At 56.3% G+C, this 19,098-nt stretch carries 21 protein-coding genes; 8 read left to right on the forward strand and 13 right to left on the reverse strand.

The features are described 5' to 3' along the window. Positions 1-25: 25 nt before the first annotated feature. Entirely contained in the window at positions 26-517 is a 492-nt protein-coding gene (locus HCH49_RS11685) for a YajQ family cyclic di-GMP-binding protein (protein ID WP_033144770.1), read from the reverse strand. A gap of 121 nt (positions 518-638) precedes the next feature. Between HCH49_RS11685 and panE the strand changes: the two genes are divergently transcribed. Both panE and yajL read left to right on the forward strand, forming a co-directional pair. Next, complete coding sequence (gene panE, locus HCH49_RS11690; protein WP_221702714.1) at positions 639-1,550, forward strand: 2-dehydropantoate 2-reductase; 912 nt, start codon at positions 639-641, stop codon at positions 1,548-1,550. Further along, entirely contained in the window at positions 1,513-2,103 is a 591-nt protein-coding gene (gene yajL / locus HCH49_RS11695) for a protein deglycase YajL (protein ID WP_221702715.1), read from the forward strand. Before panE ends, yajL begins: the two co-directional genes overlap by 38 nt. Before the next feature lie 67 nt (positions 2,104-2,170). On the opposite strand, the gene thiI is transcribed toward yajL, so the two are convergent. Further along, positions 2,171-3,619 carry a tRNA uracil 4-sulfurtransferase ThiI gene (thiI, locus tag HCH49_RS11700; protein WP_221702716.1) on the reverse strand — a complete coding sequence of 483 codons (1,449 nt, stop codon included), beginning with the start codon at positions 3,617-3,619 and terminating at the stop codon, positions 2,171-2,173. 191 nt (positions 3,620-3,810) lie between these two features. On the opposite strand from thiI, the gene xseB reads away from it, so the two are divergent. The 4 genes from xseB to HCH49_RS11720 all read left to right on the forward strand — a co-directional run bounded on the left by xseB (position 3,811) and on the right by HCH49_RS11720 (position 7,878). Next, entirely contained in the window at positions 3,811-4,053 is a 243-nt protein-coding gene (gene xseB / locus HCH49_RS11705) for an exodeoxyribonuclease VII small subunit (RefSeq protein WP_008503331.1), read from the forward strand. After that, on the forward strand, positions 4,054-4,953 hold the full coding sequence (ispA, locus tag HCH49_RS11710) for a (2E,6E)-farnesyl diphosphate synthase (RefSeq protein WP_008503332.1): 900 nt from the start codon (positions 4,054-4,056) through the stop codon (positions 4,951-4,953). 24 nt (positions 4,954-4,977) lie between these two features. Continuing rightward, on the forward strand, positions 4,978-6,840 hold the full coding sequence (dxs, locus tag HCH49_RS11715) for a 1-deoxy-D-xylulose-5-phosphate synthase (RefSeq protein ID WP_069303734.1): 1,863 nt from the start codon (positions 4,978-4,980) through the stop codon (positions 6,838-6,840). Positions 6,841-6,903: 63 nt separating this feature from the next. After that, positions 6,904-7,878, forward strand: coding sequence for an aldo/keto reductase (locus HCH49_RS11720; protein WP_221702717.1), 975 nt, complete (start codon positions 6,904-6,906; stop codon positions 7,876-7,878). A 61-nt stretch (positions 7,879-7,939) separates the two neighbouring features. On the opposite strand, the gene thiL is transcribed toward HCH49_RS11720, so the two are convergent. The 5 genes from thiL to nrdR form a co-directional block, all read right to left on the reverse strand. Further along, positions 7,940-8,911 carry a thiamine-phosphate kinase gene (gene thiL, locus HCH49_RS11725; protein ID WP_221702718.1) on the reverse strand — a complete coding sequence of 324 codons (972 nt, stop codon included), beginning with the start codon at positions 8,909-8,911 and terminating at the stop codon, positions 7,940-7,942. A gap of 77 nt (positions 8,912-8,988) precedes the next feature. After that, positions 8,989-9,408 carry a transcription antitermination factor NusB gene (gene nusB, locus HCH49_RS11730; RefSeq protein ID WP_006809908.1) on the reverse strand — a complete coding sequence of 140 codons (420 nt, stop codon included), beginning with the start codon at positions 9,406-9,408 and terminating at the stop codon, positions 8,989-8,991. 21 nt (positions 9,409-9,429) lie between these two features. After that, a complete protein-coding gene (ribE, locus tag HCH49_RS11735) occupies positions 9,430-9,900 on the reverse strand; it encodes a 6,7-dimethyl-8-ribityllumazine synthase (protein ID WP_006176874.1) in 471 nt (156 codons plus the stop codon). Between the two features lie 87 nt (positions 9,901-9,987). Beyond that, positions 9,988-11,091: a bifunctional diaminohydroxyphosphoribosylaminopyrimidine deaminase/5-amino-6-(5-phosphoribosylamino)uracil reductase RibD gene (gene ribD, locus HCH49_RS11740; RefSeq protein ID WP_048975541.1), complete on the reverse strand. Its 1,104-nt coding sequence runs from the start codon at positions 11,089-11,091 to the stop codon at positions 9,988-9,990. Between the two features lie 4 nt (positions 11,092-11,095). Beyond that, positions 11,096-11,545, reverse strand: a complete 450-nt coding sequence (gene nrdR / locus HCH49_RS11745) for a transcriptional regulator NrdR (protein WP_221702719.1) — start codon at positions 11,543-11,545, stop codon at positions 11,096-11,098. A gap of 152 nt (positions 11,546-11,697) precedes the next feature. Here nrdR and HCH49_RS11750 point away from each other — a divergent pair, with 152 nt between their 5' ends. Continuing rightward, positions 11,698-12,237, forward strand: a complete 540-nt coding sequence (locus HCH49_RS11750; RefSeq protein ID WP_033146491.1) for a DUF3251 domain-containing protein — start codon at positions 11,698-11,700, stop codon at positions 12,235-12,237. Between the two features lie 267 nt (positions 12,238-12,504). Further along, positions 12,505-13,383, forward strand: coding sequence for a nucleoside-specific channel-forming protein Tsx (locus HCH49_RS11755; RefSeq protein WP_039264090.1), 879 nt, complete (start codon positions 12,505-12,507; stop codon positions 13,381-13,383). A 145-nt stretch (positions 13,384-13,528) separates the two neighbouring features. Here HCH49_RS11755 and HCH49_RS11760 read toward each other — a convergent pair whose 3' ends face one another. From HCH49_RS11760 to tgt, 6 genes are all read right to left on the reverse strand, one after another. Then, entirely contained in the window at positions 13,529-14,209 is a 681-nt protein-coding gene (locus HCH49_RS11760) for a YafY family protein (RefSeq protein ID WP_221702720.1), read from the reverse strand. Between the two features lie 14 nt (positions 14,210-14,223). Next, the gene (locus HCH49_RS11765; RefSeq protein ID WP_033144761.1) at positions 14,224-14,589 is read right to left on the reverse strand and encodes a VOC family protein; all 366 of its coding nucleotides are present in this window, start codon (positions 14,587-14,589) and stop codon (positions 14,224-14,226) included. Positions 14,590-14,732: 143 nt separating this feature from the next. Then, positions 14,733-15,704: a protein translocase subunit SecF gene (gene secF, locus HCH49_RS11770; protein WP_023310552.1), complete on the reverse strand. Its 972-nt coding sequence runs from the start codon at positions 15,702-15,704 to the stop codon at positions 14,733-14,735. A gap of 10 nt (positions 15,705-15,714) precedes the next feature. Further along, positions 15,715-17,562, reverse strand: coding sequence for a protein translocase subunit SecD (gene secD / locus HCH49_RS11775; protein WP_071789390.1), 1,848 nt, complete (start codon positions 17,560-17,562; stop codon positions 15,715-15,717). Between the two features lie 27 nt (positions 17,563-17,589). Next, the gene (yajC, locus tag HCH49_RS11780; RefSeq protein ID WP_003859109.1) at positions 17,590-17,922 is read right to left on the reverse strand and encodes a preprotein translocase subunit YajC; all 333 of its coding nucleotides are present in this window, start codon (positions 17,920-17,922) and stop codon (positions 17,590-17,592) included. A gap of 22 nt (positions 17,923-17,944) precedes the next feature. After that, positions 17,945-19,072, reverse strand: coding sequence for a tRNA guanosine(34) transglycosylase Tgt (gene tgt / locus HCH49_RS11785; protein ID WP_003859110.1), 1,128 nt, complete (start codon positions 19,070-19,072; stop codon positions 17,945-17,947). Between the last annotated feature and the right edge of the window lie 26 nt (positions 19,073-19,098).

A 19,098-nucleotide genomic window follows, 5' to 3' on the forward strand; every position in this document is an offset into this window, starting at 1 on the left:
GCCCGGTTAAACCGGGCTTTTTATATTAATCGCGGAAGTTTTTAAACTGGAACGGTTGCCCCAGATCGCCGCCGCGCACCAGCGCCATTACGGACTGGAGGTCATCGCGGGACTTACCGGTCACGCGAATTTCTTCGCCCTGGATCTGCGCCTGCACCTTCAGCTTGCTGTCTTTAATAAGCTTAACGATCTTCTTCTGCACTGCGCTCTCGATGCCCTGCTTCAGCCTGGCTTCAACAAACCAGTTTTTACCGCTGTGCACAAACTCTTCCGGCACGTCCAGAGACGTCCCTTCGATGCCGCGCTTTAACAGCTTGGCGCGCAGAATGTCGAGCAGCTGATTCACCTGGAAATCAGACTCGCTCAGCACCTTAATGGTCTTATTTGCGTCGTTCAGCTCAAACGACGCCTCAACGCCACGAAAATCGAAACGTGACTCAACTTCGCGGGTTGCGTTCTCAACGCCGTTGCGAACTTCCTGGATATCAACTTCGGAAACAATATCGAAAGATGGCATCTTTTCTTCTCCCTTCACTTTTGTTGCGTTGCATAATACCCGCTACGAGGCATAACTCAACAGAAGCTTAGCTGTATAATTAAGCTGTAACACCTGGCGCAGTTGCAGGTGAGGAGGAACAATGAAAATTACGGTGCTCGGATGCGGAGCGCTTGGTCAGCTGTGGCTGACCGCGCTGTGCAAGCACGGACATGAGGTTCAGGGCTGGCTGCGCGTGCCCCAGCCCTATTGCAGGGTAAACCTGATTGGTGAAGACGGAAGCATCTTTAACGAATCCCTCACCGCGAACGATCCTGATTTCCTGGCGCAAAGCGATCTTTTACTGGTGACGCTCAAAGCGTGGCAGGTCTCAGACGCGGTAAAGACACTGGCCGCGCAGCTCCCCCCCACTTCGCCCATACTGTTGCTGCATAACGGCATGGGAACCCTTGATGAGCTGAAAAGCGTCCCGCAGCCCCTGCTGATGGCGACGACCACGCACGCTGCGCGTCGCGACGGCAACATCATCGTGCATGTCGCCAGCGGCGTGACGCACATCGGGCCCGCCAGAACTCAGGATGGAGATTACAGCTATCTTGCCGATGTGCTGCAGAAGGTGCTGCCGGACGTCGCCTGGCACAACAACATCCGCCCTCAGCTGTGGCGCAAGCTGGCGGTAAATTGCGTGATCAATCCGCTGACGGCGCTGTGGAATTGCCCGAACGGGGAGCTGAAAAATCATCCGCAGGACGTTGCGATTTTGTGTGCGGAAGTCGCGGCGGTCGTTGAGCGGGAAGGCCTGCATACCTCGGCCGACGATTTACGCTGTTATGTCGAGCAGGTCATTGAGAGCACGGCAGAAAACATCTCCTCGATGCTGCAGGATGTTCGGGCTTTACGCCACACGGAGATCGACTACATTACCGGCTATCTGCTAAAACGCGCCCGCGCGCACGGTATTTCCGTGCCGGAAAACGCCCGTCTGTATGACCTTGTTAAACGTAAGGAGAGTGAATATGAGCGCGTCAGCACTGATCTGTCTCGCCCCTGGTAGCGAAGAGATGGAAGCGGTCACCACCATTGATTTGATGGTGCGCGGCGGCATTAAGGTCACCACCGCCAGCGTCGCCAGCGACGGTAATCTGACAATCACCTGCTCGCGCGGGGTGAAAATCCTCGCGGATGCCCCCCTTGTTCAGGTGGCTGACGGCGATTACGACATCATCGTGCTGCCCGGCGGCTTAAAAGGCGCGGAATGTTTTCGCGACAGCCAGCTGCTGGTCGAGACCGTGCGTCAGTTTCATTTATCCGGCCGCATCGTCGCGGCAATCTGTGCCGCAGCAGGAACGGTTCTGGTTCCGCACGATATCTTCCCCATCGGCAACATGACCGGCTTCCCGGGGCTGAAGGATACGATCCCGGAAGAGCACTGGGTGGATAAACGCGTCGTCTGGGACCCGCGCGTCAACCTGCTAACCAGCCAGGGGCCAGGCACCGCGATTGATTTTGGCTTAAAGATTATTGACCTGCTGGTCGGGCGCGAGAAAGCGTACGAAGTGGCGTCATCGCTGGTGATGCCGGCGGGGATTTATAATTATTACGAATAGGTGTTCTCCCTCTCCCTGTGGGAGAGGGCCGGGGTGAGGGCTTCAGGCCGCACTCCCCGGCAAAAAACTACGGGCGATACACCTTCACGTTCGCAAAGCCCTGTTCGCGCAGGTACAGCGCCTGCAGGCGACTCATCACCCCGCGCTCGCACCACAGCAGATACGTTTTGCTCTGGTCGAGATCGCCAAACTTGGTGCTCAGCTTATAGAACGGCAGAGAAACCACGTCGACGCCTTCAACCAGCAGCGGCTTGTCATCCTGCTCGTCAATGGAGCGGATATCCAGAATCGCATCGTTAGCGCCAAAACCGCTCACGGTTTCAACTTCAACGACTTCCTGCTCGGTCTGCTGGGCAATCTCGCGGATGTCGATGTTGGACGCTTCCTCCACCACTTTTTCCAGAATGCTGAAATCGAAGTTCTCTTCTTCCGCTTCGATCTTCGCCTTCACCGCCTTCACCGTCGGGCTTTTTGAGATCACGCCGCAGTATTCCGGCATGGTGCGGGCAAAATCTTCGGTACCGATTTCGCGCGCCAGATCGATGATGTGCTCTTTATCGTGGGAGATCAGCGGGCGCAGGATCAGCGTATCAGACACGTTGTCGATCAGACGCAGGTTGGTCAGCGTCTGGCTGGACACCTGGCCCAGCGCTTCACCGGTGACCAGCGCCTGCACGCCGTAGCGCTCGGCAACTTTGGACGCCGCACGCACCATCATGCGCTTCAGCACCACGCCCATCTGGCCGTCGTCCACTTTTTCGAGGATTTCGCCGACCACAGGTTCGAAGTTGATCGCCACGAAACGCACGCGGTGGGAGCTGCCGAAGCGGTTCCACAGGTAATGTGCGACCTGACGAACGCCGATTTCGTGCGCCGCGCCGCCCAGGTTGAAGAAGCAGTAGTGCACACGGCAGCCGCGACGCATCAGCATATAGCTGGAGACGCCGGAGTCGAAGCCGCCGGAGATCAGGGACAATACGTCTTCCTGGGTGCCAATCGGGAAGCCACCGATACCTTCATAGCGCCCTTTCACCAGCAGCAGGCGATCGTTTTCGATCTCCAGGTTCACGGTTACGTCCGGGTTGGTCAGACGAACGCGCGCCGTTTCAACGTGCTGGTTCAAACCGCCGCCGACGTAACGTTCCACTTCAATAGAGCTGAACTCGTGCTTACCGCGACGCTTCACGCGCACGCAGAAGGTTTTGCCTTCGATCTGGTCGCGGTACTGCACCAGCGCTTTCTCGAAGATGTCGTGCATATCGCTGAACGGAACATCTTCCACTTCCAGGATATGGTGGATCCCCGGAATACGGGTCAGCGCGTCGCGAATATCCTGACGTTTGTTTTCGTCTTTCGCACGGACCTCTACGTGGTCCCAGTGGCGCACCACGGCGAGGGTTTCGTCGTAGTGCTTTAATACGTTACGAATGTTCCCGGTGAGAATTTTAATAAAGCGCAAACGCACAGATTGGCTTTTGATGGTGATTTCAGGGAACAATTTAATGATAAACTTCATGGCGGCAATGTTTCTTAGGCAAGCGTATTAAGGCTTGTAATGGAAAAGAGTACAGCAGCCCACACCCGTGGCTGCATCCAGGCGCGCAAGTATACCACCATCGCGCCGCTCCTGTGCACATTGCGCGTTATTTGATAATTGCCCTGAGTCCGTTACCATGTCGGGGCTGAGAATATAAGAGTCAATTCACTATGCCGAAGAAGAACGACGCACCGGCCAGTTTCGAAACTGCGCTGAGTGAACTGGAGCAAATCGTTACCCGTCTTGAAAGCGGCGATCTCCCGCTGGAAGAGGCGCTCAACGAATTCGAGCGTGGCGTGCAGCTGGCGCGCCAAGGGCAGGTCAAACTGCAGCAGGCCGAGCAGCGCGTGCAGATCCTGCTTTCCGACAGCGAAGACGCGAAAACCACGCCTTTCACACCGGACGCCGAGTAAATGGATTTTGCCAACGAGCTTCAGGCGCGTGTCGTACGCGCCAACGACGCCCTGCGCCGTTTTATTGCGCCACAGCCTTTTCAGAACACTCCACTGGTTGAAGCCATGCACTATGGCGCACTCTTGGGTGGAAAACGCCTGCGCCCGTTCCTGGTGTACGCCACAGGCAATATGTTTGGCATCAGCGATAACACGCTGGACGCCCCGGCAGCCGCCGTGGAGTGCATCCACGCCTACTCGCTGATCCACGACGATCTCCCGGCCATGGACGACGACGATTTGCGTCGGGGTCAACCCACCTGCCATATCAAGTTTGGCGAGGCGAATGCCATTCTGGCGGGTGATGCCCTGCAAACGCTGGCGTTCTCGATTCTGAGCGACGCGCCGATGGCGGAAGTGGCCGACCGCGACCGCCTGGCGATGATCTCCGAGCTGGCAATGGCCAGCGGCGTGGCCGGCATGTGCGGCGGACAGGCGCTGGATCTTGAAGCGGAAGGACGTCAGGTTAATCTGGAACAGCTGGAGCGTATTCATCGCCATAAAACCGGGGCGTTGATTCGTTCCGCCGTTCGCCTGGGCGCGCTGAGCGCGGGTGAACAAGGGCGCAAAGCCCTGCCGATTCTGGACAGATACGCAGAAAGTATCGGTCTGGCATTCCAGGTTCAGGATGACATTCTGGATGTGGTGGGCGATACTGCAACATTGGGTAAACGTCAGGGTGCGGACCAGCAGCTTGGCAAAAGTACCTACCCCGCCCTGCTGGGTCTTGAGCAAGCCCAACGTAAAGCCCGGGATCTGATTGACGATGCCCGCCAGTCGCTAAATGAACTGGCCGCGCAATCGCTGGATACCTCGGCACTGGAAGCGCTAGCGGACTATATAATCCAGCGTGATAAATAAACTATATATCTCGATGAGCCTTTGATGAGTTTTGATATTGCCAAATACCCGACACTGGCGTTAGTTGACTCCACCCAGGAGTTACGTCTGTTGCCGAAAGAGAGCCTGCCGAAGCTGTGCGACGAGCTGCGTCGCTACCTGCTCGACAGCGTAAGCCGCTCCAGCGGCCATTTCGCCTCCGGGCTTGGCACGGTAGAGCTGACCGTGGCGCTGCATTACGTCTATAACACGCCGTTCGATCAGCTCATCTGGGACGTGGGCCACCAGGCCTATCCGCACAAAATTCTGACCGGACGTCGCGATAAAATTGGCACCATTCGTCAGAAAGGCGGCCTGCACCCGTTCCCGTGGCGCGGTGAGAGCGAGTATGACGTGCTGAGCGTCGGCCACTCCTCCACCTCCATTTCTGCGGGCATCGGTATTGCCGTTGCCGCCGAGAAAGAGAACAAGCAGCGCCGCACCGTCTGCGTGATTGGCGACGGCGCCATTACCGCCGGTATGGCCTTCGAAGCCATGAACCACGCGGGCGATATCAAGCCGGACATGCTGGTTATCCTCAACGATAACGAAATGTCGATCTCAGAGAACGTCGGCGCGCTGAATAACCATCTGGCCCAGCTGCTCTCCGGCAAGCTTTACTCCTCGCTGCGCGAAGGCGGCAAGAAAGTCTTCTCCGGCGTACCGCCGATTAAAGAGCTGCTCAAGCGTACCGAAGAACACATCAAAGGCATGGTGGTGCCGGGCACCCTGTTTGAAGAGCTGGGCTTTAACTATATTGGCCCGGTTGACGGTCACGACGTGCTGGGACTGGTGACCACGCTCAAGAACATGCGCGACCTGAAAGGCCCGCAGTTCCTGCATATCATGACCAAAAAAGGGCGCGGTTACGAACCGGCGGAAAAAGATCCGATCACCTTTCACGCGGTACCGAAATTTGACCCGTCCAGCGGCTGTCTGCCAAAAAGCAGCGGCGGCATGCCGAGCTATTCCAAAATCTTCGGCGACTGGCTGTGCGAAACCGCAGCCAAAGACAACAAGCTGATGGCGATCACCCCGGCCATGCGTGAAGGTTCCGGCATGGTGGAGTTCTCCAGAAAATACCCTGACCAGTATTTTGACGTCGCCATTGCCGAGCAGCATGCGGTGACGTTTGCAGCGGGCCTGGCGATTGGCGGCTACAAGCCCGTTGTCGCTATCTATTCCACCTTCCTGCAGCGCGCCTACGATCAGGTGATCCACGATGTGGCGATTCAGAAGCTGCCGGTACTGTTTGCTATCGATCGTGCGGGCATCGTCGGTGCCGACGGCCAGACGCACCAGGGCGCGTTTGATCTCTCCTTCCTGCGCTGTATTCCGGATATGGTTGTCATGACGCCAAGCGACGAGAACGAATGTCGTCAGATGCTGTTTACCGGCTATCACTATCAGGATGGCCCAAGCGCCGTTCGCTACCCGCGCGGCAATGCGGTGGGCGTTGAGCTTCAGCCGCTGGAAAAACTGCCGATCGGTAAAGGGGTGGTTAAGCGTCGCGGTGAGAAAGTGGCGATCATGAACTTCGGCACGCTGATGCCCGAGGCCGCGAAAGCGGCTGAAGCGCTGAATGCCACCCTGGTGGACATGCGCTTTGTGAAGCCGCTCGACGACTCTCTGATCCTGAGTATGGCTGAGACCCACGACGTGCTGGTCACGCTGGAAGAAAACGCCATCATGGGCGGCGCGGGCAGCGGCGTGAATGAGGTGCTGATGGCGAACCGTAAAGCCGTGCCGGTGCTGAACCTCGGCCTGCCGGATCGCTTCATTCCGCAAGGTACTCAGGACGAAGCCCGTGCGGCGATAGGCCTGGACGCCGCCGGTATCGAAGCCAAAATCCGTACCTGGCTGGACTGACCCTTCCCCCTTTTCCGCTCCTGCTATGCTTAAAGCTGATGTTTAAACAGCAGGAGCGGAACCGTGCAATACACAACATTAGGAAGAACGGACCTTAAGGTTTCCCGACTTTGTCTGGGATGCATGACCTTTGGCGAGCCCGATCGGGGAAACCACGCCTGGACGCTGCCGGAAGAGAGCAGCCGTCCGATTATCAAACGCGCCATCGAGGGCGGCATTAACTTCTTTGACACCGCCAACAGCTACTCAGACGGCAGCAGCGAGGAAATTGTCGGCCGCGCACTGCGCGACTTTGCCCGCCGTGATGACATCGTCGTCGCCACCAAAGTCTACTATCCTGTGGGCGACCTGGCTGAGGGCCTTTCTCGCGCGCAGATCCTGCGCTCCATTGATGACAGCCTCAGACGCCTGAACATGGAGTACGTCGACCTGCTGCAAATTCACCGCTGGGATTACAACACGCCAGTCGAGGAAACGCTTGAAGCGCTGAACGACGTGGTCAAAGCCGGGAAAGCGCGCTACATCGGCGCATCGTCTATGCACGCGTCGCAGTTTGCTCAGGCGCTGGATCTCCAGGCGCAGCACGGCTGGGCGCGCTTTGTCACCATGCAGGATCACTACAATCTGATTTATCGTGAAGAAGAACGCGAGATGCTGCCGCTATGCCATCAGGAAGGCGTGGCGGTGATCCCGTGGAGCCCGCTGGCGCGCGGTCGCCTGACCCGTCCGTGGGGTGAAACCACGGCTCGGCTGGTATCGGATGAAGTGGGAAAGAATCTCTATGGCGGTACAGAAGCCAGCGATGCGCTGATTGCCGAACGTTTAGCCGGAATCGCCGACGATACCGGTGCAACCCGCGCTCAGGTGGCGCTGGCGTGGCTGCTGGGCAAGCGCGGGGTCGCGGCACCGATTATTGGAACGTCGCGGGAAGAACAGCTTGATGAGCTGCTGAATGCGGTGGATATCACGCTGACGCCGGAGCAGATTGCCGAGCTGGAAACACCGTATCAGCCCCACCCGGTGGTGGGGTTTAAGTAAGCCCATCTTTTGTAGGCCGGGTAAGGCGGAGCCGCTACCCGGCAGTACAGCGCGCACAAACTTACGCGAAGTGATCGTATCCTTTCCAGTCCAGCGTAACGGGCGCACCGTCTTTCACAAACTTCAGCCCTTCACTCTCCGGCATGATCTGACCGATGCAGGTAAACTTCGCGCCGAGATGCGCTAACGCCACGTCCAGCGTTCCACGGTTGAGCTCAGGCACCGTGAAGCACAGCTCGTAGTCTTCACCACCGGACAGCGCCCAGCGCAGGGCCTGCTCAGGCTCTACATGGCGAAGCAGTTGCTCCGACAGCGGGAACAGATCCAGGTCAACGCGCGCGCCTACGCCGCTGGCCTTCAGGATATGCCCGAGATCCGAGATCAGCCCGTCAGAGAGATCGATAGCCGAGCTTGCCCGTTCGCGCAGCGCCTGGCCGTGCAAAATACGCGGCGTTGGCCGCAGATGGCGTTTCACCAGATATGCCGCGTCGTCAGCATCATCAACCGTTAAACGGTTTTGCAGGATCGCCAGCCCTGCCGCGCTGTCGCCCGGCGTACCGGTTACGTAGATCCAGTCGCCCGGTTTTGCACCTGAGCGCTTCAACGCGCGGCCGAGCGGCACGTAGCCGTGGATCGCCAGCGTCATCGACAGCGGACCGGCAGTCGTGTCGCCGCCAATCAGCTGCATATCGTAATAGCTAAGCTGCTCAAACAGCGCATCGCTAAAGGCTTCCAGCCAGGCTTCATCCACCTCTGGCAGGGTCAGAGCCAGCGTCAGCCACGCGGGATCGGCACCCATCGCCGCCAGATCGCTGACGTTAACCGCCAGGGCTTTATACGCCAGATCGGCAGGATCGATATCCGGTAAGAAATGACGGCCGCACACCAGGGTGTCGGTGCTGATTGCCAGCGTCTGTTTTTCGGGAATATTGAGAAGTGCACAGTCATCGCCAATGCCGGTTTCAACATCAAGACGAGAGGTTCTGACACGGTCGAAATAACGGGCAATCAGGGAGAATTCGCCGCATGCCATACGTTATGCCTCAGCAAATAAAAGAAAAAACCGGAGCCGCACTGCCCGTCAGGCAATGCAGGACTCCGGTTTGCGGATCACTTTTTGTGGGGACGGATCGCAGGTGCTGCTTTATCAAGTACGCCGTTTACAAACTTGTGGCTGTCTTCAGCGCCGAAGGTTTTCGCCAGCTCGATCGCTTCGTTGATGGCCACTTTATACGGCACATCATCACGTTTAGACAGCTCAAACAGCGCGATACGCAACACTGCTTTTTCCACCTGGCCCAGCTCTTCGAGCAGACGGGACAGGTATGGCTTCATCAGGCCATCGAGATACGCGCTATTAGTCGCCACTCCCGACAGCAGTTCGCGGAAGTACAGAACGTCAACGTCTTTTACGTCCTGTTCTGACAGGAACTGGTATTCGACATCAGCGATGTCGTTCTGGGACAACTGCCAGGAGTAAAGTGCCTGGACGGCACATTCACGGGCGCGGCGACGAGCAGCAGGTTTCACGGAATTCCCCTTACAAAAAAATCAGGCCTTGATGGCTTTCAATACATTGATCATTTCAAGCGCGGTCAGTGCAGCTTCTGCACCTTTGTTACCGGCTTTGGTGCCAGCACGTTCGATGGCTTGTTCAATACTTTCGGTGGTCAGCACGCCGAACGCGACAGGAATTTCAGCATCCTGCGCAACGTGTGCCAGACCGTTGCTTGCACCGCCCGCAACGTATTCGAAGTGCGCAGTGCCGCCACGAATAACGGTACCCAGCGCAATCACCGCGTCGTATTTACCGGTTTTCGCCAGCGCGCCTGCCGCCAGTGGCAGTTCGTAAGCGCCTGGAACCCAAACAACGGTAATGTTGTCATCTTTAACCTGGCCGATACGTTTCAGGGCGTCAATCGCACCTTCCAGCAGGCTGTCGTTGATGAAGTTGTTGAAACGCGCAATGGTGATGGCGACGCGAGCGTCCGGGGTAGCTACAGCAGCTTCAATAATGTTCATACTCTTCCTTTACGGGTTCATTTGGCCCCGCAGGGGGGCGGATTTTATCATAATACTTTGCGCACTGCTTCCCTATTTCAGGAGCAATTACGCTGTCGTTAAGTGGAGGCAGACATCCGGGCCTACCGGACGAATCTCGCTAAATTTGAGTTGCGGTGCGTCGGCCAGTTTTTCAAGGCCGGGCAGCACAAACAGGCCGCGCGCGTCGTGACCTAACAGTTTAGGCGCAACGTAAACAATCAGTTCATCCACCAGTCCGGCCTGTAAAAGCGCACCGGCGAGCGTTGGCCCCGCTTCCACCCAGATGCTGTTCACCTGCTGCTTGCCGAGCAGCATCATCAGCACTACCAGATCCAGATGACCGTTATGCTCCGGCACCATAATGCTGCGCACGCCTTCCGGCCATTCGCGCGTATCTTCTTTAGTGCGGGCAATCCAGGTTTCACCCGGCTGCTGGACGATGCGGTGCTCCGGCGTCACCCGGTTCTGGCTATCAATAATAATACGCAGCGGCTGGCGCAGGTTCTCCTGCGGGTACAGCGCCTGGGTATCGGCATTCAGTTCGTCCCAGCGCACGGTCATGGCCGGATCGTCAGCCAGAACGGTTTCACTGCTGGTGAGAATAGCATGGCTTTGCGCGCGAAGACGTTGCACATCGCGCCTTGCCTGTGGTGAGGTTACCCACTGGCTTTCGCCGTTTGCCATCGCCGTACGACCGTCCAGCGAGGCGCCCAGCTTGAGCTGAATATACGGGAACCCCGTGCGCATGCGCTTCAGAAAGCCTTTGTTGATCGCTTCCGCATCCTGCATCATCAGCCCATGGCTGACGTCGATGCCTTCCTGCTGCAGGCGATACAGACCGCGTCCGGCAACCTGCGGATTCGGGTCCTGCATCGATGCGACCACGCGTGAAACGCCTGCCGCGATCAGCGCTTCGCAGCACGGCGGCGTACGCCCGTGATGGCTGCAGGGCTCCAGCGTGACGTAGGCTGTGGCGCCGCGCGCCTTCTCACCCGCCATGCGCAACGCATGAACCTCGGCATGCGGCTCGCCGGCACGATAGTGAAACCCCTCCCCCACGATCTCGCCATCTTTAACGATAACGCACCCGACGTTCGGGTTGGGATGGGTGGTAAAACGACCGCGCTGCGCCAGCTTCATGGCTCGCGCCATGTAAATCTCATCCTGCATGAGCTTAATCCTGTAAGCGGGCGATCTCTTCGCCAAACTCTTTGATGTCTTCGAAGCTGCGGTAGACCGAGGCGAAGCGGATATAGGCAACCTTATCGAGCTTTTTCAGCTGCTCCATCACCAGGTTACCGATCATTTTGCTCGGCACTTCACGCTCACCCAAACCACGAAGGTAAGATTTTATGTGGTTTAACGCCATCTCAACGTCATCCGCGCTGACGGGACGTTTTTCCAGGGCCTTCAGCATCCCGCTGCGCAGTTTATCTTCGTTAAACGGCTCGCGCACGTCGTTGCTTTTCACCACGCGCGGCATTACCAGCTCTGCAACCTCAAAGGTCGTGAAACGCTCGTTGCACACCAGACACTGCCGACGACGGCGTACGGAGGACCCTTCGCCCACAAGACGAGAGTCGATGACTTTGGTATCCACAGCGGAGCAGAATGGGCAATGCATACGGTATCCCTGTTATGTGGTTAACTAATTTTCATTTTACCCTGATCTGGCCTGACAACAAAGGAAGAGCTTTTTGAGACAAAGGATCTATGTCTGACACGTCGAGTCTGGCTACCATTAAGGCGATCCGTTATTTCAAGGAAATAAACGCAATGACAAGACGTTACCTTAAAATTTTGCTGGTGGGGAGCCTCTTCACCCTTAGCGCCTGTGCACAGCAAACCGAAGTCCGTCAGATGAAACAGAGCGTGAACACGCTCAATGCGGCGATGGACAAACTGAACAAAGAAACGGTGAAGATCACCCAGCAAAACGCGCTAAACGCCAAATCCAGCAGCGGGGTTTATCTGCTGCCGGGAGCGAATACGCCTGCGCGTCTCAATAGTCAGATTGGCACGCTAAAAATGTCTCTGGTGAATGTGGCGGCGAATGCAAATGGTACTCGCGCAACATTACGCATTCAGGGCGAGTCCAACGATCCGTTGCCCGCCTTCAGCGGCACCGTCGAATGGGGACAGATTCAGGGCACCACTGAGAGCTACCAGGAGGTAAATGTTAACAGTCAGCTGTTCACCGCACCGGCCAGCGTGCTGGCTCCGAGCGATGTTGACATTCCGCTGCAGCTTAACGGACTCACTCCGGATCGGTTAGGTTTCATCCGCATTCACGATATCCAGCCCGCCGCGCAATAACCCTCCCTTTAGCGGAGTGAAATGTCACTCCGCTAACATTTACATTTCGTATGGATTGGCAACATAAATGATTGCCGCTACAATCCCGCCCGTTTAAAGTACGCAAACGTGAACGCAATCGATTACGCGCGTGAGAGATATGTGAAACAACACATATTTTTGTGAGCAGGGATTCCTATAATAGGCACCGCAGAAACACGAAATATTTAGAAACGCAATTCGCGCATTTTTCACTCCCGGAAGGGAATTTCAATCAGTGGCATGATTATGAAAAAAACATTACTCGCAGCCGGCGCTGTACTGGCACTCTCCTCTTCTTTCACTGTTAACGCAGCGGAAAACGATAAACCACAATACCTCTCCGACTGGTGGCACCAGAGTGTTAACGTGGTCGGCAGCTACCACACGCGTTTCGGACCTCAGATCCGCAACGATACCTACCTGGAGTACGAAGCATTCGCCAAGAAAGACTGGTTTGATTTCTACGGCTATATGGATGCACCGGTCTTCTTCGGCGGTAACTCGCAGGCTAAAGGTATCTGGAACCACGGTTCTCCACTGTTCATGGAGATCGAACCGCGCTTCTCCATCGACAAGCTGACCGGCACAGACCTGAGCTTCGGCCCGTTCAAAGAGTGGTACTTCGCGAACAACTATATCTACGACATGGGCCGCAACGAGTCCGGTCGTCAGAGCACCTGGTATATGGGTCTGGGTACCGACGTTGACACCGGCCTGCCAATGAGCCTGTCCCTGAACGTGTACGCGAAATACCAGTGGCAGAACTACGGTGCCGAAAACCAGAATGAGTGGGATGGCTACCGTTTCAAAGTGAAATACTTTGTGCCAATCACTCAGCTGTGGGGCGGTAACCTGAGCTATATCGGCTTCACCAACTTCGACTGGGGTTCAGAGCTGGGCGATAAGAGCGGTTACGCAGAGAACGGTATCAAGCAGCGTACCAACAATTCCATCGCCTCAAGCCACATTCTGGCGCTGAACTACGATCACTGGCACTACTCTGTTGTTGCGCGTTACTGGCACAACGGCGGTCAGTGGAACGACGACGCGAAACTGGTATGGATGAACGAAAACGTCCGTTCTACCGGTTGGGGTGGCTACCTGGTTGTAGGTTATAACTTCTAACCTGTTCGGGACTGTGCGGGCTGATGCCCTCACCCTGACCCTCTCCCACAGGGAGAGGGAACAAATACAAAAAACGGCAACATTCGTTGCCGTTTTACTTTTACCTCGCCGCCGGGCAAAAAAAGCCAGCTCAAGAGCTGGCTTTTTACTGCTTAACCTTCCGCAAAAAATCCGCCAGCGATCTGTCCGCACTCTCGCTAAACCGCCTCTCCGTCTGCACAATATTGAGACAGCGGTCGAGCCGGAAACAGCGATAGTCGTCGCGCCGTTCGCACCACGCCGCCAGCAGCCAGCGCTCCCCCCAGAAGAACAAGCCCAGCGGCTGGACCTCGCGTTTAGAGAGCTGCCCGGCCTCATCACGGTAATGCAGCGCCAGCACGCGCTGGGCGGAAATCGCCTGATGGATCCTGTCAAAATCGCTGCGGGAGTGGCTTTGCATGCAAAAATCCGGGGCGTAGATCCGCGTCTGCTCCGCCTTTCGACGACTCTCCTCGGGCAGGATAGCCAGCACCTTCTCCTGAGCCGACTCCAGCTCGCACGAAAGCGATTCCCCTCCCCAGGTTTTGAGCAGGCGAATCGCGACGATCAGCGCCTCTGACTCCTTATTTGTCAGCATTAGCGGCGGCAGGTCAAAACCCGACATCAGCCGATATCCGCTCCCCGCCTCACCTTCCACCGGCACGCCGGAAAGCGACAGATCGCGGATATCGCGGTAGATCGTGCGCTCGGACACGCCAAGCCGGTCCGCCAGATGCGCTGCCGTTGTCAGACGCCTGCCCCGCAGGATCTGCACAATCTGAAACAAACGGTCAGCGCGTCGGGTCATATCTTATTCCGCTCTCAGGCAGGTTGATGGAGGCCGACGCGGTTACCCTCGCTGTCGGTAAACAATGCGATAGTGCCAATGCCATGCGGCAGTTCCAGCGGGCCAAACACGCACTCGCCGCCCGCGGAGGCGATGCGATCGAGCGTGGCCGCCAGATTGTCAGTATGCAGGTAGATAATAGCGCCCTGCAAAGACGGTGTAACGCCGTCAAATTTTGCCAGCGCCCCGCCGGTATACGGATCCTCATGCGGGAAAACGGCCAGCTCCGCACAGTCCATTTTCTCGCGACGCAGCGCGAGCTGCATCACCGGCTCATAAAATTTGATGGCGCGATCCATATCCGCGACCGGAATTTCAAACCAGTTAATGACGCTTTTCATACATCCTCCTGCCTGTTGTTTGGGTTCAGAAGGAGTCTACGACAGGGCTCCTGACAGCATACTGTCAGGAGTGTTTGTCAGGAGCAGATAAAAAAAAATCCCGGTCAACAGACCGGGATTTCGATAACGCGCTAAACGTCGCCTTACGGCAGAATGGACGGCTGATCCGCCCCTTCTTTCTCGACTTTCTGCTGGAGCAGGTGCTCGCGCTTCATGCCAAGTTTCAGTGCCAGAGCGGATGCGACGTAGATAGACGACGCCGTACCGATGGTGACACCGATCAGCATGGTCAGCGAGAAGCCTTCCAGTACCGGACCACCGAAGAGGAACAGCATCAGGATCACCATCAGGGTGGTACCGGATGTTATCAAGGTACGGTGCAGCGTCTGGGTCAACGACACGTTAAAGATTTCGTACGGCGTACCGCGACGGATCTTACGGAAGTTTTCACGGATACGGTCAGATACCACGATACTGTCGTTCAGTGAGTAACCGATAACGGACATCAGGGATGCCACAATCGTCAGGTCAATCTCAATGTGGAACAGCGACAGTATGCCCATGGTGATAACCACGTCGTGCGCCAGAGCGATAACCACACCGGCCGCCAGTCGCCACTCAAAGCGGAAACCGACGTATACCAGAATGGAGATCAGCGCCACCAGCAGCGCCATCGCACCGGTCTGTGCCAGGTCAGCACCCACGCTTGGGCCGACGAACTCAATACGCTTGACCGCCGCGTTCTGGCTGGTTGTTTCGTTAATCACGCTAACAACCTTACTGCCCAGCTCCTGGCTGCCGTTGGCATCGTGCACCGGCGGCATACGCACCATGATGTCGCGGCTGCTGCCGAAGTTCTGCAGCAGCGGCTCTTCAAAGCCCGCTTTCTGCAGAGACAAACGCATCTGGTCCATATCGACCGGTTTTTCCAGGGAAATCTCGATGACCGTACCGCCGGTGAAATCCAGCCCCCAGTTAAAGCCTTTCACGCTCATAATGCCGATGGACAGAATCAGCAGGAAACCTGAAATGCCGAAGGCCCAGTAGTCCCAGCGCATAAAGTCCCAGACTTTACGGCCGTGGTTCAATTGTTCAACAGTATATTCCTGTGCCACAACGCACTCCTCAGATAGACAGCTTTTTGACGCGCTTGCCGCCGTACAGCAGGTTCACGATGGCACGGGTGCCGACAATAGCGGTAAACATTGACGTTGCGACACCGATACCGGTTGTAATCGCAAAGCCTTTGATCGCGCCAGTACCCACTGCATACAGGATAAGAACCTTAATCAGTGTTGTTACGTTCGCATCGAAGATGGAGCTGAACGCGCCTTTATAGCCTTCGTCAATCGCCTGCTGAATAGAGCGACCGTTGCTCAACTCTTCTTTTATACGTTCGTTAATCAGTACGTTGGCGTCGACCGCCACCGCAAGGGTAAGAACGATACCCGCAATGCCCGGCATGGTCAGCGTCGCCCCCGGCAGCAGGGACATAATGCCGATGATCAGCACCAGGTTGGCGATCAGCGCGGAGGTCGCAATCAGACCAAACTTCTTGTAGAAGAAGATCATGAAGAGGATTGAGACCACCAGACCGGCCAGACACGCTTCCAGACCCTGCTGGATGTTTTGCATACCCAGAGTTGGACCAATGGTACGTTCTTCAACAATCTGAATTGGCGCAATCAGCGCACCGGCACGCAGCAGCAGGGAGAGCTGACGCGCTTCGTTCGGGTTGTTGATACCGGTAATACGGAAGCTGTTACCCAGACGAGACTGGATGTTGGCGATGTTAATCACCTCTTCCTCTTTCACCAGCACCGCACGACCGTTTGCATCTTTCTTACCGCTGTCTTTGTACTCCACGAACAGGGTCGCCATCGGTTTGCCGATGTTGTCCTTGGTGAAGTTAGACATGATGTTACCACCCGCGCTATCCAGCGAGATGTTAACCTGCGGCTGGTTGTATTCGTCCTGGCTCGAGGTGGAGTCGGTGATGTGGTCACCGGTCAGAATCACGCGTTTGTACAGCACAACTGGCTGACCTTCGCGGGTCTGTTTCACTTCGGAGTCACCCGGAATACGCCCTGCGGCAGCAGCGGACTGATCGACGTTGGAGTTCACCAGACGGAATTCCAGGGTTGCAGTCGCACCCAGAATCTCTTTCGCACGCGCGGTATCCTGGATACCCGGCAGTTCAACCACGATACGGTCAGCACCCTGACGCTGTACCAGCGGCTCAGCCACGCCCAGTTGGTTTACACGGTTACGCAGAATGTTGATGTTCTGCTGAACGGCATATTCACGCGCTTCTTTCAGACGCGCATCGGTCATCACCGCGCGCAGCTGATTGCTGCCCTGAGAGGTGATTACCAGGTCACGGTGACGTTGGGTCAGGTAATCTACAGCCTGATCGCGCGCCGCACTGTCGCGGAACGTGATGCTCATGCCGTAGTTATCTTCTTTACGCACGGTGGTGTAAGCGATGCCTTTATCACGCAGATCGCTGCGCAGGCTGTCGATATTCTGTTCCTGCAGCTTGCCGAGCGCGGTATCCATATCCACTTCCATCAGGAAGTGAACGCCGCCACGCAGGTCAAGACCGAGCTTCATTGGCTCTGCTTTCATCGCAGCCAGCCAACGCGGGGTTGCAGGGGCAAGGTTAAGCGCCACGACGTATTTGTCACCCAGCACGCCCATCAGCGCTTCGCGAGCGCGGAGCTGCGTGTCGGTGGTGTCGAAGCGAGCAAGAATTGCACCCTCTTCCAGAGCCACAGACTTAGCGGTAATTTTTTCTTCTTGTAACGTTTTCTGGACCTGGATCAGCGTTTGCTCACTGGCGGCGACACCGCGCGCGCCAGTGATTTGAACAGCCGGATCCTCACCATACAGGTTGGGAAGCGCGTACAGCAGGCCGACGAGAATCACGACGACCAGCATGATGTACTTCCACAAAGGATAACGGTTTAACACGGCAGTTCCCTTTGGGAAAAGTTGGGATTACAGCGCCTTCATGGTGCCTTTCGGCAGAACGGCAGCTACGAAGTCACGTTTGATGACCACTTCAGTGGTGTCGTTCAGGGCGATAGCAATGTAGCCGTTTTCAGCCACTTTGGTTACGCGACCCACCAGACCACCGTTAGTCAGTACTTCATCGCCTTTGGCAATGGAGTTCATCAGGTTTTTGTGCTCTTTGGTGCGCTTCTGCTGTGGACGCAGGATCATGAAGTAGAAGATCAGACCGAACACAACCAGCATCAGAATCAGAGACATCGGGCTGCCCTGCGCTGGAGCACCTGTTGCCGCTACCGCATCAGAAATAAAAAAGCTCATTCAAATTCCCTCATTATTAAAATTAATCAACGTTCAACGGTGGAACATCCCGCCCCTGACGTTGGTAGAAATCGGTCACGAAGCTCTCTAATTTACCCTCTTCGATAGCCTTACGTAAACCAGCCATTAAGCGCTGATAATAACGAAGATTATGAATGGTATTGAGACGCGCGCCCAAAATCTCGTTGCAACGATCGAGATGATGCAGATACGCGCGAGAATAATTGCGACAGGTATAGCAATCGCACTCGGAATCGAGCGGGCTGGTGTCACTCTTATGCTTCGCGTTACGGATTTTCACCACGCCATCGGTAACGAACAAATGGCCGTTACGCGCGTTGCGGGTTGGCATGACGCAGTCGAACATATCAATGCCGCGGCGTACGCCTTCAACCAGATCTTCTGGTTTACCCACGCCCATCAGGTATCGTGGTTTATCCGCCGGGATTTGCGGGCAGACATGCTCCAGAATGCGGTGCATGTCTTCCTTCGGTTCACCCACAGCCAAACCGCCGACAGCGTAGCCATCAAAACCTATCTCTACCAGACCTTTAACAGAGATATCGCGTAAATCTTCGTAAACGCTGCCCTGGATAATGCCGAACAGCGCATTTTTGTTCTGCAGGGAGTCAAAACGGTCACGGCTACGCTTCGCCCAGCGCAGAGACATCTCCATGGAGCGTTTTGCGTAATCCCAGTCGGCCGGATACGGCGTACATTCGTCGAAGATCATCACGATGTCAGAGCCGAGATCGTACTGAATCTCCATCGATTTTTCGGGATCGAGGAAAATCGGATCGCCGTTGATCGGGTTACGGAAGTGTACGCCCTGCTCGGTGATCTTGCGGATATCGCCCAGGCTGAAGACCTGGAAGCCGCCGGAGTCGGTCAGGATTGGGCCCTTCCACTGCATGAAATCGTGCAGGTCGCCGTGGAGCTTCATGATCTCCTGACCCGGACGCAGCCACAGGTGGAAGGTGTTGCCGAGGATAATCTGTGCGCCAGTGGCTTCTACTTCTTCCGGCGTCATCCCTTTGACGGTGCCGTACGTGCCCACAGGCATAAACGCGGGGGTTTCCACCACGCCGCGATCAAACACCAGGCGACCGCGACGCGCTCGGCCATCGGTGGTATCGAGTTCAAATTTCATTTTTTCTCCGACGTCAGAAAAACAGT

This window comes from Enterobacter sp. Y17 (genome assembly GCF_019730495.1).
Classification (GTDB): domain Bacteria; phylum Pseudomonadota; class Gammaproteobacteria; order Enterobacterales; family Enterobacteriaceae; genus Enterobacter; species Enterobacter asburiae_B.

Coding starts and splice junctions, on each gene's coding strand:
- HCH49_RS11685 (WP_033144770.1), bottom strand. CDS start 517: ATGCCATCTTTCGATATTGTTTCCGAAGTTGATATCCAGGAAGTTCGC.
- panE (WP_221702714.1), top strand. CDS start 639: ATGAAAATTACGGTGCTCGGATGCGGAGCGCTTGGTCAGCTGTGGCTG.
- yajL (WP_221702715.1), top strand. CDS start 1,513: ATGAGCGCGTCAGCACTGATCTGTCTCGCCCCTGGTAGCGAAGAGATG.
- thiI (WP_221702716.1), bottom strand. CDS start 3,619: ATGAAGTTTATCATTAAATTGTTCCCTGAAATCACCATCAAAAGCCAA.
- xseB (WP_008503331.1), top strand. CDS start 3,811: ATGCCGAAGAAGAACGACGCACCGGCCAGTTTCGAAACTGCGCTGAGT.
- ispA (WP_008503332.1), top strand. CDS start 4,054: ATGGATTTTGCCAACGAGCTTCAGGCGCGTGTCGTACGCGCCAACGAC.
- dxs (WP_069303734.1), top strand. CDS start 4,978: ATGAGTTTTGATATTGCCAAATACCCGACACTGGCGTTAGTTGACTCC.
- thiL (WP_221702718.1), bottom strand. CDS start 8,911: ATGGCATGCGGCGAATTCTCCCTGATTGCCCGTTATTTCGACCGTGTC.
- ribE (WP_006176874.1), bottom strand. CDS start 9,900: ATGAACATTATTGAAGCTGCTGTAGCTACCCCGGACGCTCGCGTCGCC.
- ribD (WP_048975541.1), bottom strand. CDS start 11,091: ATGCAGGATGAGATTTACATGGCGCGAGCCATGAAGCTGGCGCAGCGC.
- nrdR (WP_221702719.1), bottom strand. CDS start 11,545: ATGCATTGCCCATTCTGCTCCGCTGTGGATACCAAAGTCATCGACTCT.
- HCH49_RS11750 (WP_033146491.1), top strand. CDS start 11,698: ATGACAAGACGTTACCTTAAAATTTTGCTGGTGGGGAGCCTCTTCACC.
- HCH49_RS11755 (WP_039264090.1), top strand. CDS start 12,505: ATGAAAAAAACATTACTCGCAGCCGGCGCTGTACTGGCACTCTCCTCT.
- HCH49_RS11760 (WP_221702720.1), bottom strand. CDS start 14,209: ATGACCCGACGCGCTGACCGTTTGTTTCAGATTGTGCAGATCCTGCGG.
- HCH49_RS11765 (WP_033144761.1), bottom strand. CDS start 14,589: ATGAAAAGCGTCATTAACTGGTTTGAAATTCCGGTCGCGGATATGGAT.
- yajC (WP_003859109.1), bottom strand. CDS start 17,922: ATGAGCTTTTTTATTTCTGATGCGGTAGCGGCAACAGGTGCTCCAGCG.
- tgt (WP_003859110.1), bottom strand. CDS start 19,072: ATGAAATTTGAACTCGATACCACCGATGGCCGAGCGCGTCGCGGTCGC.